Genomic DNA, 14,412 nt, shown 5'->3' with positions numbered 1-14,412 from the left:
CAAGGAGCCTCCCGGACGCGTCTGCCGGGCAGGGAAGGGGCGGCGGGCTCAACGTTCTTCGCCCGGCAGACGTGTTGATCCGTGCGCACCCGGCTGCGCGAGCCCGTGCGCGAGGCCGGCGCGACCGGTGACGCCGAGCTTTCGGTACACACTGGTCAGGTGGTACTCGATGGTGCGCACGGTCAGGCAGAGGGTGTCGGCGATGGTCCGGTTGGTCGCACCGGCAGCGGCCATCTCCGCGACGGGCCGCTCGGCCTTGCTGAGTGCCACCGACGCGGGCCGGCCACCCGCCGCCGCGAGCGCGACCCGTGCCTGACCGGCCACGGCGGCCAGGCCGCACCGCACGGCCGTCGCCCTGGCCGCGTGCAGCCGCCCGCGCGCGGCCTTCTCGTCACCGAGCCGCAACAGCGTCGTGCCGAGACGCATCTCTGCGAGCGCGCGGGAATGGTGGTCGGAGCTGTCCTGCAGCACCCGTACGCTCTCGGCGAGCAGTTCCACCCGGTCGGCGCCCGTGGCCACCATGCCCCGGGCCAGCAGACTCAGCCCGGTGCTGCGGGGCGTCGGCCACCGTTCGGCGAGGTGCCGGCCGAGTTCGGCCCGTTCCGCTGCGTCGCCCGTCCGTCCCAGGGCCATGAGCAGTTCAGTGCTGTGCAGCCACCAGGTCGTGAACAGGGGGTTCTTGATGCCGGCGGCGGTGAGACCCGCCCCGCACTGCTCCATCAGCCGCAGGGCCTGCTCGGTCCGGCCCCGGCCGCGCTCGACGAGGGCCCTGGCCGTCAGGTGGAGGTGGTGTTCCCGGACGGAGCCGTCGAAGCCGTGGTCGTCGAGCCGACGCAGGACCGACTCGGACTGGTCGAGATCGCCCCGGGCCACCAGCGTCAGGGCGAGGCTGATCGGCGCCAGTCTGGTGCGCCATGTCCGCTCCTGCCCTTCGGCGAGGCGGCCGGCGGCCAGCGCGGATTCGACCGCGTCGTCCGCCCGGCCCGACTCCAGCAGCAGCAGCGCCCGGACCGACCCGGCGTGGCACTGGGCCCATGCCTCCTCGCGGCGCCGGCTGTCCGTGACGGTCCGGTCCAGGTGGCCGAGCGCGGTCGTGGTGTCGCCGGCCAGGGCGAGGACCTGGGCGGCGGCAACCCTCGCCCACGCGGCGCGCGGCCGGTCGGTTCGCAGGACCTGATGGGCGTCGGCGACCGCGGCGGCCGGGTCGGCGCCGGTCAGCGCGGTGCGCAGAGCGCGGGTGGCGAGCGCCAGGTCATCCGTCGGGCCGCCGCAGGAGAGAGGCGACGCGTACTCCCGCAGCTCGCGCAGCAGCTCGCCGAGCCCTTCGGGCGTGTCGGGCGTGCGATGCGTCATGAGCGCGGTGAGCCGGCGCTGCCCGGCGGCGAGCGCCCGGGTCGGCGGGTCGTCGGTGCGGGACAGCACGCCGTCGAGATGTTCCAGGGCGGCCGCAGGGTCGATATCGGTCAGCACGTCGGCCAGCTCCGTGCGGACGGCGAGGTCGTCGGGGGCGGACTCGTGGAGTTTGTGCAGATAGGTCGCGGCGGTCGCCGGGCGGTCCCGGCGCGCAGTGGCGGCCGCCTCCTTGAGCAGGGCTCTCATCCAGGGGCGGTCCAGCGCGCGGAGCCCCAGCAGCAGCTCGGCCACCTGTCCGGCCGGCCGTGCGGCGTCGTTGAGGATCTCGGCGGCCTGAGCGCGCAGTTGCTCGCCCTCGGCGTCGGGCAGCGCGGCCATCAGTGCGTCGAACTGTGGTGGCACGCACCGCGCGGGCATCCGCCTCGGGAGAAGCCCGAGATCCCGGGCCGCTTCCAGGAGTCGGCCGGTCACCTGGAGGGGAAGTCCGGCGAGGGGGCCGACGAGGTGGGGGTCGGTGCTGCGCAGCAGCACAGCCGACCGGGCGACCCGGAGCAGCCGGGATTCGCGCCGGCCGAGGCCCTCGGTGTCCCTGGACGGCGGGGCGGCACCGGCCGGCCAGAGGTCTGATCCATCGGTGACCGAGCAGCCGTCGCGCGTCATCAGTTCGTGGAACGCCGGCGCGGCGGGCGCCGGGACGCCGGGCGCCAGGCTCAGCAGAACGGTCAGCGGCTCCTGGGCCGGGCCGCGCATCAGCCGGTCGATCCAACGGAGCGTGCCCTCGTCGCACCACTGGGCGTCGCCGACGGCGAGCACCAGCGGAGCCTGGGCCGGCGACTTCTCGACCAGCTTAAGGGCCGCGTGCCGTGTCCTGTGCGGGGGTAACGGCTCACCGCCGCGCAGGCCGAGCAGCCGCCGAAGTACGGCGTGCTCGGCACCGGCCTCGTCGAGACGGCAGTCGACGCGTCGCACGGTCGGCTCCCGCCCGCACACGTCGCCGATGTGACGCACGATCGCGTCCACGGGCCAGCTGTCGACGGACCCGAACATCACCACGCAGCGGGCGCCGGAGCGGCCGACGGGGATCCGGCAGGACGGGCGGTGCGTGGGCGGGGACCGGTCGAAGGCGGTGCCGGCAGGTAAGGACGTGGGTGGAAAAGCCGGAGGTGGGGCGGGGGGACGCGGGTGATCCAATCGGCTCCTCACGTGCTTACCATATGACAATTCTGTGTCGTGTGAAGATGGCCTCGTGTCGAGATCGTGAAGAGCGCGCCGAGGGTTTGCCGGGCCCAACCGCCCACTGAGGATGCCTCGGTGAAGGATCTCGGCAATGACGGCGTCGTTCAGTCGCCTCGGTGAACGGAGACACCTGTGCCCCTCGTCGGCCGGACGCACGGGTTCGCCTCCATCCGGGCGGCGATGAGCCGAGTGCGGGGCGGGGCCGCCGTGCTCGTGGCGGTCACCGGCCCGCCCGGCACGGGCCGTTCTGCCTTCCTGGACGCCATCGCCGACCTTGCGGCGGAGGAGGGGTTCACCGTCCGGCGGGCTTGCGGCGGCCGTCCGGGACACGACTCCCCCTGCGTCCCGGTAGGGCCTCTCCCTCAGGCCGGGCCCGCATCCGGCGCCGGCTTCCCGGCGTATCTCGTCGACGACCTGCAGTGGGCCGACAAGGCATCGCTGGCCCGGCTCACACGATGGTTCGCCGACCCGTGTCCCGTCCCGCTGCTCACAGTGGTGACGGTGCGCGAGGGTGAGCCGTGCGTCGAACTGCCGCTGGTGCAGGGCTTGTTGGCAGCCGCGGATCCAGTGATCAGGACGGCCACGCTCGGTCCGGAGGAAGTACACGCCCTGCTCGCAGAACTCGGCGTGCTCACCGGCGCGCAGCTCTCGGCCTGGACGCGCGCGACGGGTGGGAACCCGGCACTCGTCGTCTCGCTGCTCGACCGTGTGGAGACCGTGCACGAAGTCGCCCCCGAGCAGCTCCTCGACATCGCCCGCACCCGGCCGGCGCCCTGGGACCTGAGGCTGCGGGTGGCCGCAGTCCTGAGCAGCCAGCCGGAGCCCGTACGGCGGCTGGCCTACTGCGCCGCGATCCTGGGCGGCCCCGCCGAGACGCGTGTCCTCGCCCGCCTCTCGGACCTGGGCCCGGCCGAGGAAGCCGCCGCCGCGCGCGCCCTGCTCCGCCTCGGCTGGAACGTGGAGCGCTGGACGCCGCCCGTTCTATGGGACTGCGTACGAGAGATCGCCGAGGACCGCCTGACCCTCGCCGACCGCGGCGAGATGCACAGCCGCGCCGCCGAGTTGCTCCACGAGGCCGGGTCTCCGCCCGATCGGATCGTCCCCCACCTCCTGGAGGTCGGACCCGGCGAGTGGACCGGGACCGCCCGAGTGCTGCGTGAGGCCGCTGACGACCTGCTGCGCCGCGGGGACGCGGCCCTCGCGATCCACTGCCTTCGCCGCGCCCTGCGGGAGTTCCCGCCCGACAGTCCGGAGCGCGGCGCGTTCCTGGCGGCCCTGTCCGAGGCGGAGCAGGACACCGGCGCCCCCGCCATGCTCCGCCACGCCGTCCAGGCGAACCAGTTGCTGTCCTCGGACCGAGAGCGCGCCGCGGTCGTGGCGAACGTGCCGCTCACACTGTTCCTCACCGCGCCGCAGACGGCCCAGCTACTGGAATCCGTCGGAGAACCGGTCATGGCGGGCCCGGAAGCGGCGGACCTCGGGCTGCGGCTGGAGGCCCGTAAGCGACTGCACCGGCTCGGCGCCCCGGGCGCCCCGGCTGCCGCGGTCGAGCGGCTGCGCGCACTGACCCCGGGGCCCGGTCCCGGTACCGCCGCGCAGCGCGAACTCGTGTCGGTCCTGGTCTACGCGGGAATCCTCGGCGGACGGCTGCCCGCAGCCGAGGCGGCTGCCCTGGTGCGCTGGATGCTCGACCACGAGCCGGCCTCCGCCGCCTCCGTCCATGCCGCGCCGGCCCTGATGATCGCCTCCGGCACGGCGTCCGGGGCGGACGAACCCGTGCGCGGCTGGCTGGACATGGCACTCGAAGCGGCACGAGGGCGCGGCGACGGGCGGCTGCAGACCCGGCTGCTGGGCTGGCGGGCACTGGCCGCCCTGCACGCCGGCCGGCTCGCGGACGCCTGGGTGGACGCGTCGGACGCCTGCGCGGCGGCCCCCGGCCCGCTGGAGGACGACGACTGGTCGGCCGTCGTCGGGCTGACGTCCGTGGCGGTCGAGACGCGCGACCCGCGGCTGGCCGAGCGGCTGCGGTCCCTGCTGCGCGAACGACAGGAGGCCGTCATACCGCTGACCGGACTGGCCCGTCGAGCGATGCGCGCCCAGTCGGCCCCGGAACCCGAACTGCCCGCCCTGCTCTCCGACCTGCTTGAGGCGGCGCACCAAGCAGAGGCGGCGGGCTGGTGCAACCGGACGCTGTTCCCGGTGGACCTGTGGTGCGTGTCCCCGTTGCTCCGCGTCGACCGGCCGCAGGACGCGCTCCGGCTCCTTGCCCGCGCCTGCGAGGCGGCCCGGGCCTCCGGCTCCCCGTACGACCTCGGCCGGGTTCTGCGCATGTGGGGCACCGTCGTGGGCGGCCGGTATGCCCTGTCCCTCCTGGCCGAGTCGGTCTCCGTGCTCAGGGAAGGCTCCAACACACTGGAGCTGGGCCGGGCGTTGACGGCGTACGGGAACCGGTTGCGCGCCGCCGGGCGGCCCGGCTCCGCCGAGCTCCTCGCCGAGGCCGACCGGATCGTCGACGCGGCGGGCGAGTCGGCCCTGCGGTGCTGGGCCGGGACCCTCCGCGGTGATCCGAACCGCGCCCTGCCGCCCGGCGGCGGCGCCCTCAGCGACACCGAGCGCCGGGTCGCCGCCCTCGTAGCTCTCGGACACACAAATCAGGAGGTCGCGGCGGCGCTCGGCGTCACTCGGCGTGCCGTGGAGAAAACCCTGACCAGGCTCTACCAGCGACTGGGCGTGGAGGGGCGGACCAGGCTGCTTCCGGTGGTGCGGCGGATGGCGGGAAGAGCCGCCTTGTCCTCGGGAATGCTTTCCGAGCGACTCTGACCGCCCGCCGAACCACCGGCGTTCCCTTACCGGCTTGGAGCCTGTCGGGTGACCTCTGATCGGGCGGCCACGCCCTGGCACGCACGCTTCCCGCGTTGCCGAAATGTTCTAGTAGCTCCTTCCCCGAGCTCTCAGCTTCGCTCGAGCAGGGGAGACCCCATCCGAGGACATCCCGCCGCCTTGGAATCGCACGCGCCAGACCGCCTCCGCTATCCGATCGAAGGTCACCCGACAGGCTCTCGGGCGGGCGGGCCCGCGCAACCGCGCCCCGGGGCCGGCCGTGCAGGGCAAACGGGCGGCCCCCGCTCGCCGGTTCCGGACCCGCTCGCCGCATCCGTGCCGCACCGCGCATCCCGCCCGGCCGCCACGCCGCCGGGCCCGGACTCGACGCCCCCGCTTCGGTGGCCGATCGGTGCACCAAGCGGGCTACCCCCTGGTATCCGGAGTCGCCCGTCGGGGTCCTCAGGTGCGAGGACGGTGCGTTCCGGACTCGTCCCGGCCTTCCCGGTGAACTGTGGTGAACCCGCACTCCGACGCGTGGTGTACGGCTGTCCTCTCCGTACCGGCCGGTGCGGGACGCCGTGGTCGCTCCGAACTGTGCGGCGACGACCACAGTGTTGGGCGGCGTGCCAGTGTCCCCATTGCACGCCGTGGTTCGGCCTCATTAGTCTGCTCGGCGTCGGCCGGAATACAGGGAATGAGGAATGCGAGGACGGTTTGTCGTACATGGCCGAGGCGGAGAGTGGTACGAAGAGCGAGCTTCGGCAAGAGATCGAGGGGAAATCTCTTATGCAGAATGACTTGCTGGGCCCCGTCGAGGAATTGCGCGACATCGATCCCTCCTTGTTGAACGCCGATACTCCGGGCGAGCAATACCGCGATGTGTTCCTTTCGCTGTTCGAGCGCTCCGGCATCGGTCTCGCGGTTCTGGATTCGGCCCTCCGGGTGCGGTCGGTCAACAGCGCCTTGAGCGCCCAGTGCGGAATGCGCCCCGAGGAGATGCGCGGGCGTGATTTCGCGGAATTCCTGCACCCGAGCGTGCGGCAGTACGTGCTGCGCCAGTTCGGCCGACTGGTCCAGGGACGCAAGGCGTGCCTCGGCGATCTCTCCATCGACACCTGCTTCGACCACACCGCGGTCTCCGGTGAACTCACCGCCTTCCCGGTGGAGGACGACTCGGGACGGGTGGAGGCGATCATGGCGCAGTTCACGCCGGGGGAGACGGCCGGCGACCACCATGCGCGCGTGCGGCCGCAGGGGAAGCTGACTCCCCTCAGTGCGAAGGTCCTGGAAGGCGTGGCGGCGGGGGATCCGACCGTGCGCCTCGCGGCCAAACTGTTCCTCAGCCGGCAGGGCATCGAGTACCACGTCGGCGCCCTCCTGCGACAGTTCGACGTGCCCAATCGCACGGCGCTGGCGGCCAAGGCGTACTCGATGGGCATGTTCAGCATGGGCTGCTGGCCGCCCAGGCTTCGCCCCGGCTCCATCCGCTCCGACCCCCAGGGAGCGGACCGGGCGGGTGGCGAGACCCGCACGGAGGCCCGGCGGCCGTAGACGTTGATCCACAACGCTCGTTAGGGTGAAGCCTGATGTGTGGAGAGCCGCCACTGTGGCGCCGACGGCGTGGGTGGATGTCCGAGCGGACCGCCGCACCGGCGTCAGGGCTCTGAGCGCTACGGGGGCAAAGTGGAACTACTGGTGGTCGAGGACAACGAGCGGGTGTCGGCAGCCCTCCGGGCGGCGTTGGCCCAACAAGGCGTGGGTGCGGTGTGCGCGACCACCGGCAAGGCGGCGATGGAGCTGCTGGAGCGGGCGCGTCCCGATGCAGTCCTGCTCGACCTGGGCCTTCCGGACTGCGACGGCTTCACTCTGTGCAGCAGGATGCGGGCGGCGAGCTCCATTCCGATCCTGGTGACGACCGCCCGTGGGGACCACGCCTCGTGCGTGCGAGGACTCGACCTCGGTGCGGACGACTACCTCGTCAAGCCCTACAACCTGGCGGAAGTACTGGCCCGTTTACGCGCGGTGATGCGCCGTCACCGCCCGTCCGGGGGTGCGGTCGCCGACGATCCGCCCGGGGATCTGCTCCTGGCCGGGCCCGTGCGTATCGATGTGCGGGAGGGGGTCGTGCTGGTCGACGGCGCCCCGACCGATATGCCGGAGGAGGAGTTCGGGATCCTCGTCGCGCTGGCTCGGCGGCCCGGCGAGACGCTGTCCGCCGACCAGCTCGTCGACGAGATCCTGCGGACCCAGCGGGCGAGGCTGGAGGCCTCGCTGCAGCACCACATCTCGTCGCTGCGTGAACGGCTCGGCGTGCCGTATCTGCTGGAGGCCGTCGAGGGAGGGGGCCATCGGCTGTCGATTCCCGGAGCCGCGTAAGCGATGGCGATCCGTCAGATAAAGGCGTCCGTCTGCTGTGTCCTGTTGTACTCGGCCCGTTCGTCCGCCGTCGTGACGTCCCCCGAGGCCGATTGCGGTCCGGGACCGGTCGCCCTGGCCTACCTGGCCTACCTGGCCTACCTGGGCTCCCTGGTCGTGGCCCTCCTGGTGGGGCTCCGGTGGACCCAGCAGCGGCGTCAGCTGTGCGAGCTGGTGCGGGCGGCCCGCAGGATCGGCGACGGCGACCTGTCCGGCAGGGTGTCGGTGCACACCCGGGCCCCGGTGGAAGTGCGGCGGCTGGCCGACGCGTTCAACGACATGGCCGACTCGGTGCGCACCTGTATGGAGAAACAGGCCGCGATCGTGGTGGACGTCTCCCACCAACTGCGCAACCCACTGACCGTGTTGAGCCTTCGCATGGAGATGCTCTCCCTGAGCGTGGAGGGAAAGGGGCGCGAGGAGGCGGAGCTGATCCGCGAGGAGATGAACCGGCTGGACGTCATACTCGGCCGGCTCCTGGAGTTGGCCTCCTCCCGGACCACGCTCCCGGTACGGACGGGTCCGATGGCCGCAATGGACCTGGTCACCGACCGGGTCGCGGCATGGCGGCCGCAGGCCGAAACCCGTTCGCTCCGGCTCGTGGTCGCGGCCGGGTCGTCGGCCGTCCTCTGCGTCGACGTGACCCTCGCGGGCTCGATTCTGGACACCTTGCTGGACAACGCCATCAAGTTCAGTCCGGAGGGAGGGCGGATTACGGTACGTCTCCGGGACGACGGGCCCATGACGACCGTCGAAGTCGTCGACGAGGGTCCCGGCCTCGACCCGGACGACTTCGACCGCATCGGCGAACGGTTCTGGCGGAGCGCCACGACTCGGGAAGAGCCGGGCACCGGACTCGGTTTGAGCATCGCCCGCGAGATGGCGGCGGTCATCGGAGGACAGTTGACGTTCGCCGCGGCCGAACCGCACGGGTTGTGCGTGGGGCTCCGTCTGCCCCGGGCCGGCACCGGGCCCACCGTGCGCTCCTCGTCCGGCACGCCCGGTCGGGGCCGACCGGACTGAAACCGACCATCCGTTGCTCCAGCCACCCGGAACACCGGTCGGGTGCCGAGGTTTTGCCTGAGTGCGCGGGGCCGACGAGCTGCTTGCCGGGCTAGCCGCCGCACGCGCCGCGCGACAACCAGGGATTCACCTGAGGGCTGTCCCGTAGGGGCTGTCCCGTCGTCACGCCGCTCCCGAAAAACTGGCAATTCTTATAGCGCTTGAGCGATGAGGCAGCCGAATAGCCGACATCACTGGGACCGTGGGGGCAGCCGCTCACCGGCATCAGGTCGCGGGGGGCTGGTTCCGCCTGCCTGCACCGGGGCGGTGTCGGCGCTGTCGTGCAAACGGAAAGAGACGTTCAGTGCGAGGAGAAAAAGTGACATCAGCCTGGTCGCCCGGTCGCCGCGCAAAGTGCGTCACCGTTGTCGCTGCGGGTGTTCTTCTGTGCATGGGAACCGTGGTCGCCCCGGGATACGCCAAGGACGCGGGCACCGTCGTGTATGCCGGAAGTGAAAATGCCGTGAACGGCAGTTATCTGGTGCTGCTCGAAGAGGGGGCGCGCCAGGACGTCGTCGCGGAATACGGTCTGCGGGTGCGGGAGAGATACGACAGCGCGCTGCACGGGCTGCTGGTCGAGGGGAGCGCAGAGCAGGCCGGGCGACTGGCGACCGACCCGGCGGTGAAGCGGGTGGAGCAGAACACCCTGGTGGGGCGGCCTGCCCGGCCGAGGTTGACGCAGTCGGCCCCGTCGTCCTGCGGGCTCGACCGGATCGACCAGCGCTCGCTTCCGCTCGACGGTTCCTACGCCTACCCGCCGCGTGCGGCGAACGGCGTGGATGTCTATGTGATCGACACCGGCATCGACTACAGCCATCCCGATCTCCGCCCGCGCGCCCGGCCCGGTTTCGACGCCTTCGGCGGGGACGGCAGGGACGAGCACGGCAACGGCACCTACATGGCCGGAATCATCGGGGGCACCGAACACGGAGTGGCCAAGAAGGCCACGCTGATCTCGGTGAAGGTGCTCGACGCCCAGGGCGGCGGCACCCTCGCCGGGGTGGTGGCCGGCATCGACTGGGTCACCGAGCACGCCAAGGGGCCCTCGGTGGCCAATTTCATCATCGGCGCCCCCGCCAGCGAGGTGCTCGACGAAGCAGTGCGCAACTCGATAGCCGCCGGTGTCACGTACGCGATGTCGGCGGGCGCCAGCTTCGACGACGTCTCCAACTCCTCCCCGGCACGGGTGGCCGAGGCCATCACCGTGGGATCCTCGGACTGCGCCGACCGGGTCGCCTCGTTCAGCAACTACGGCGCGGGGCTGGACCTTTATGCCCCGGGCGTGGACATCACCTCCACCTGGCCCGGCGGGGGGACGTTCACTGACTCCGGTACCTCGGTCTCCGCGGCGCATGCCTCCGGCGCGGCCGCGCTGTATCTCGGCGGACACCCCAAGGCCACCCCGGCCGCGGTGGGCAGGGCCCTGGACCGTGCTGCAGTGGTGGGGGCGCTCACCGGAGTGCCGACCGGCTCCACGCCCAACAAGCTCCTGCAGCTGGCGTATTGACGCCGGTGTCACGGGAAGCCTCCTCGTCGGCCGTTCCGGCGCGTGCCGAGCGAGGAGGACACCGTCGGCGATCCGGGAAATCCCGCATCTCGTCTCGATTCAAATGGTGGAAGATTTGTTGATCATCGAAGACCTCGTGAAGTGCTACCGGGGCGGTACGCGCGCCAACGACGGCGTCAGCCTGCAGGTCGAGGCAGGGGAGGTCGTCGGCCTCCTCGGGCACAACGGAGCCGGCAAGACCACTCTGATCGACCAGGTGGCCGGGCTCGCGGTACCGACGTCCGGTACCATCCGGGTCGACGGGTGCGACCCGGTCGCGGAGCCCGCCAGAGTCCGCCGGATGGTTGCGGTGATGCCTCAGGCCCACGCGCCGCTGGCCGGCGTGACGCCTCGGCAGGCCATCAGGACCATGGCTCGCATCCGCGGGATGAACAAGCACGACAGCCGTGCGCGGACCGACGAGCTGATCGGTGCGCTGGACCTCGGAGCATGGGCCGACACGACAGGGGAACGGCTCTCCGGAGGCGTCCGGAGGCTGACGGCGTTCGGCATGGCCGCGTCGTCGCCCGGACGTGTCGTGATGCTCGACGAACCCACCAACGACGTGGACCCGGTCCGCCGGAGGCTGCTGTGGGAGCAGATCCGCGAACTGGCCGACCGGGGCAGTGCCGTTCTCCTCGTCACCCACAACGTGGCCGAGGCGGAGCGGAGCGTGGACCGGATCGTCGTGATGGGTTCCGGCAAAGTGCTGGCCGAGGGCACGGCCGCACAGCTCCGCTCCCGGACGGTCGGTGAGTTCAGACTGGAACTGACGGCGCCGAGCGCCGACGGCATCCCGCCTCTCCCCGGCCACATCCCCGCCGCCGGCCCGCCGCTGCGCGCCGTCCGGCGGCTGGCGATTCCCCTCGACTCCCAAGCGGCGTCGGCGGCGCTCGCCTGGGGCCAGCAACTCCGCGCAGCGGGGGTCGTCGACGAGTTCGCCCTGGTGCCGGTCGGCCTGGAGGACGTGTATCTGCAACTCGCCGGCGGCGAGACCGCACCTGACGCGGAGAAGGGAGAGCACGGTGAGTCACTGGCTGCGTAGTTACGGACTGCTGCTGGGATGGACCGCGCTGCGCAGCCGGGCGACTCTTCCTCTCAATCTCATCATCCAGACCTTCCTGGCGGTCGGCATCATCGTCGGATTCGCCTATCTCGTACCCGAGATGGACGACGCCACGGCCCTCTACCTCGCGACGGGCGCCCCGGTGCTGGGACTCATCACCGTCGGCATGGTGATCGGCCCGCAGGAAGTCGCCTCCTCGAAGCAGGAGGGCATCTTCGACTTCAACCGGTCGCTGCCCGTTCCCCGAAGTGCCCTCATCGCGTCGGACGCCACGGTTGCCCTGCTCACCGCGCTGCCCGGCATGGTGGCCGCCCTTGTGGTCGCCGGTCTGCGGTTCGACCTCACCCTCCACATCAGCCCGCTGGTCCTTCCCGCCGTCCTCCTGACCGCGTTCACCGCCATCGGTCTGGGCTACGGGATCGGATACGGACTGGCGCCCGCGGCCGCCCGCATGATGTCCCAGCTGGTCGTGTTCGTGGCGCTGATGTTCTCGCCGATCACCTTCCCGGCGTCCCGGCTGCCCGACTGGTTCGAGTCCGTGCACAGGGTGCTCCCGTTCCAGTACATGGCCGAGGCGGTCCGGGACACACTCAACAGGCCACCGGAGGGCGTCGCAGCGCTCCCCTTCGCGGTCCTGGCGGTGTGGTCCCTCATCGGGTTCCTCATCACCTACCGGATGACCGCCCGGCGGCCCTGAGAGCCTGTCGGGTGACCTTCGATCGGGAAGCGTGCGTGCCAGGGCGTGGCCGCCCGATCAGAGGTCACCCGACAGGCTCTGAGCCGCGACCGCGGACAGCGACGCTCCTGGCCGGGCCCACTTGAGCCAGGAGCGTCGCCCGGCGGATCCGTCCTCAGCCCGGGGCTCCAGGGCGACACTCCCCTCGGGCGGACATCCGCGCGCGTTCAGCCCGTGCGGGACGACCGCCGGAACGGCGGCCACCCGCACCCCGGTCACGTCGTGACCCACAGGATCTTCATGGTGGCCTTCTACACCACCGGCGAACAGGGAGGGCACCCGGCTGTCGGCCCGGTCCGGCAGCAGCAGAAGATCCACTGCGACCGGCGCTTCCCTCCCGGCACACCGCGCACCGCGCATCGCGCCTGGCAACCGGGGCCGGCCGACGGACGAGCGGGACCGGTCAGTCCCGGGCCGGGGCGGGAAGCGCTTCCACGACCGCCTCTTCGTCCGGCACAGCCAACTCCCTGACCCGGGAATCCCCACCTGGGCCGCCGGGCCATTCACGGAAGCGCCGGAACAGCATCGGCATGCCTCGGGCGACCGAGAGGTCGGAGCTGTCCATGACCTGCATATGCACATGGGGCTGGGTCGAGTTGCCGGAGTTGCCGCAGTCCGCGAGGTGCTGGCCGGCCACCACCCGCTGCCCGGCGGACACCTGGACGGAGCCGGACTTGAGGTGCACCAGCGCGACGTAGGGGCCGCGCTCCGACAGCGAAATGATCAGATGGTTCCCTGCGATGGCGTTCGCGCCTCGGCGTACCCGTGCGGCCTGGCCCAGCATGTACGGCACCAGGGCGAGCTGCGACCGGCGTGCCTCGTGGTCGGGCTCGCCGTCGTGGGCCGCGATCACGGTGCCGGCGGCGGGAGCCAGGACCGGCCGGCCGAAACTGTGGAAGAGCTCGGGCGGTTCGGTGGCGAAGAAGGTCCGCCAGCTGCGGTGGCCGGCCGTGCGATGGCGGTCGTCCACGCCGATGAAGTCAATGGCGTGACTGCTGCCGAACAACTCGGTCCCATGACTCGGAATCCGCCGAGCCGGGCTGTTCCTGGCACGCCACAGCCCGGTGAAGGGCAGCGAGAGCTCGACACCCCGCGCCCCCGGACGTTGTGCGCCCGAGTCTCCGCCTGCCCCGGCGGCGACGCCTGCCGTGGCGAAGGCAGCGGCACCGATCGCGACGGTGCGCGCGAAAAAGAGCCGCCGGGAGGGGTCCTTCCCGCCAGGGGCGTCGGGTCCGTCCGGTGACGGTGTGGCGGCCCGCCGGGCGAAGCCCCGGCGGAGCAGGAGGCGGACGAGTTCGCCCAGGAGCAGCGCGAGGGTGAGGTACATCAGCAATGGCAGCCAGACCTCACCCGCGGGGGTGAGGACCCGTGCGATCTCGAACGGCGGCTCGGCGGGCCCGGCGAACAGCAGGACCGCTGTGGTCGCCGAGAGCAGCCACACCAGCCCCGTGCCGGCACGCCGCCACGGGGAGCCCTCGTGGGAGACGTCTTTGACGAGGCGCCGGAACAGGTACCGGTGGACGGCCGTCAGAGCCAAGAGGATCAAGGCGGCGTTCAGGAGGAGAAGAGCAGTGCCGGTCCGTGACATGTGTCGAACCTAGCCGCCGGGCGCGTGTCCGCTTCGTACTCTTCCAAAGAATGGTCGATTTCCTAGTCCTGCGTCCCCAGTCCCCGACCGTCCACCGGACCAAAGGGTGACGGCCCCGGGAGTATTTCGGCGCCGGTATCCCCACTGACCTGCGACAAGCAGCTCCGTGAATCGCCGGCCGGACCAGGAATGCGATTTCGATCATGAGGTGGCGGCGCGCATCCGGTCGGTTGACAGGCGCTGTGGGCTGCATGAGCATACCGATCGATGTTGAAGGTTCGGATGAGCGCAGCCCCACCGAGGGGCCGCACATGCGAGGTCCCATTCGTTGTGAGTCGTACACGCACTGTTCGCGTCCGGGGGACTTGAAAATGGGAAGACGGGCCAGACTCGGAACCGTGCACACACGCCCTCTGGGCCGTCCCGGCATCCTGACCTGGTCCGGTATGTGTGACCTGCGTTTTGTCGCCGAAGCGGCCCCTGGGGGACCGAGGAGCCCAGGCACTCGCACGGTCGGCCCCGTGGTCGGCGCCGCCGCCGGGGCGCCTTTCACCCACCGATCGGCACCGGAATTCCCTGGTTCTTCT

Annotated in this window: 10 protein-coding genes; 7 read left to right on the top strand and 3 right to left on the bottom strand. The window is 71.5% G+C overall.

The genetic code is table 11. The features are described 5' to 3' along the window. Positions 1 to 48: 48 nt before the first annotated feature. Positions 49 to 2,373: a LuxR C-terminal-related transcriptional regulator gene (locus tag OG395_RS15350; protein ID WP_327243442.1), complete on the bottom strand. Its 2,325-nt coding sequence runs from the start codon at positions 2,371 to 2,373 to the stop codon at positions 49 to 51. 348 nt (positions 2,374 to 2,721) lie between these two features. Here OG395_RS15350 and OG395_RS15345 point away from each other — a divergent pair, with 348 nt between their 5' ends. From OG395_RS15345 to OG395_RS15315, 7 genes are all read left to right on the top strand, one after another. After that, positions 2,722 to 5,409 (top strand): LuxR C-terminal-related transcriptional regulator, encoded by a 2,688-nt coding sequence (locus OG395_RS15345; protein ID WP_327243441.1) that lies wholly within the window; start codon positions 2,722 to 2,724, stop codon positions 5,407 to 5,409. 726 nt (positions 5,410 to 6,135) lie between these two features. Then, complete coding sequence (locus tag OG395_RS15340; RefSeq protein WP_327243440.1) at positions 6,136 to 6,963, top strand: PAS domain-containing protein; 828 nt, start codon at positions 6,136 to 6,138, stop codon at positions 6,961 to 6,963. 132 nt (positions 6,964 to 7,095) lie between these two features. Next, complete coding sequence (locus OG395_RS15335; RefSeq protein WP_327243439.1) at positions 7,096 to 7,788, top strand: response regulator transcription factor; 693 nt, start codon at positions 7,096 to 7,098, stop codon at positions 7,786 to 7,788. A 3-nt stretch (positions 7,789 to 7,791) separates the two neighbouring features. Next, positions 7,792 to 8,850: a sensor histidine kinase gene (locus OG395_RS15330; RefSeq protein WP_327243438.1), complete on the top strand. Its 1,059-nt coding sequence runs from the start codon at positions 7,792 to 7,794 to the stop codon at positions 8,848 to 8,850. A 430-nt stretch (positions 8,851 to 9,280) separates the two neighbouring features. Then, on the top strand, positions 9,281 to 10,396 hold the full coding sequence (locus OG395_RS15325) for a S8 family peptidase (RefSeq protein ID WP_327243437.1): 1,116 nt from the start codon (positions 9,281 to 9,283) through the stop codon (positions 10,394 to 10,396). A gap of 106 nt (positions 10,397 to 10,502) precedes the next feature. Next, positions 10,503 to 11,480 (top strand): ABC transporter ATP-binding protein, encoded by a 978-nt coding sequence (locus OG395_RS15320; protein WP_327249347.1) that lies wholly within the window; start codon positions 10,503 to 10,505, stop codon positions 11,478 to 11,480. Next, positions 11,461 to 12,198, top strand: a complete 738-nt coding sequence (locus OG395_RS15315) for an ABC transporter permease (protein ID WP_266979663.1) — start codon at positions 11,461 to 11,463, stop codon at positions 12,196 to 12,198. The genes OG395_RS15320 and OG395_RS15315 overlap by 20 nt, the downstream gene beginning before the upstream one ends. A gap of 57 nt (positions 12,199 to 12,255) precedes the next feature. On the opposite strand, the gene OG395_RS15310 is transcribed toward OG395_RS15315, so the two are convergent. Then, positions 12,256 to 12,555, bottom strand: a complete 300-nt coding sequence (locus OG395_RS15310; RefSeq protein WP_327243436.1) for a hypothetical protein — start codon at positions 12,553 to 12,555, stop codon at positions 12,256 to 12,258. Positions 12,556 to 12,640: 85 nt separating this feature from the next. Further along, on the bottom strand, positions 12,641 to 13,825 hold the full coding sequence (locus OG395_RS15305) for a M23 family metallopeptidase (protein WP_327243435.1): 1,185 nt from the start codon (positions 13,823 to 13,825) through the stop codon (positions 12,641 to 12,643). Positions 13,826 to 14,412 lie beyond the last annotated feature (587 nt).

Source organism: Streptomyces sp. NBC_01320, from assembly GCF_035974375.1.
In the GTDB taxonomy this organism is placed as follows: Bacteria; Actinomycetota; Actinomycetes; order Streptomycetales; family Streptomycetaceae; genus Streptomyces; species Streptomyces yanii.
This window is presented reverse-complemented; position numbering and strand designations above follow the sequence as displayed.

What these genes read in the sequence shown, in the direction of transcription:
- OG395_RS15340 (WP_327243440.1), top strand. Translation starts at nt 6,136, where the DNA reads ATGGCCGAGGCGGAGAGTGGTACGAAGAGCGAGCTTCGGCAAGAGATC.
- OG395_RS15305 (WP_327243435.1), bottom strand. Translation starts at nt 13,825, where the DNA reads ATGTCACGGACCGGCACTGCTCTTCTCCTCCTGAACGCCGCCTTGATC.
- OG395_RS15325 (WP_327243437.1), top strand. Translation starts at nt 9,281, where the DNA reads ATGGGAACCGTGGTCGCCCCGGGATACGCCAAGGACGCGGGCACCGTC.
- OG395_RS15330 (WP_327243438.1), top strand. Translation starts at nt 7,792, where the DNA reads ATGGCGATCCGTCAGATAAAGGCGTCCGTCTGCTGTGTCCTGTTGTAC.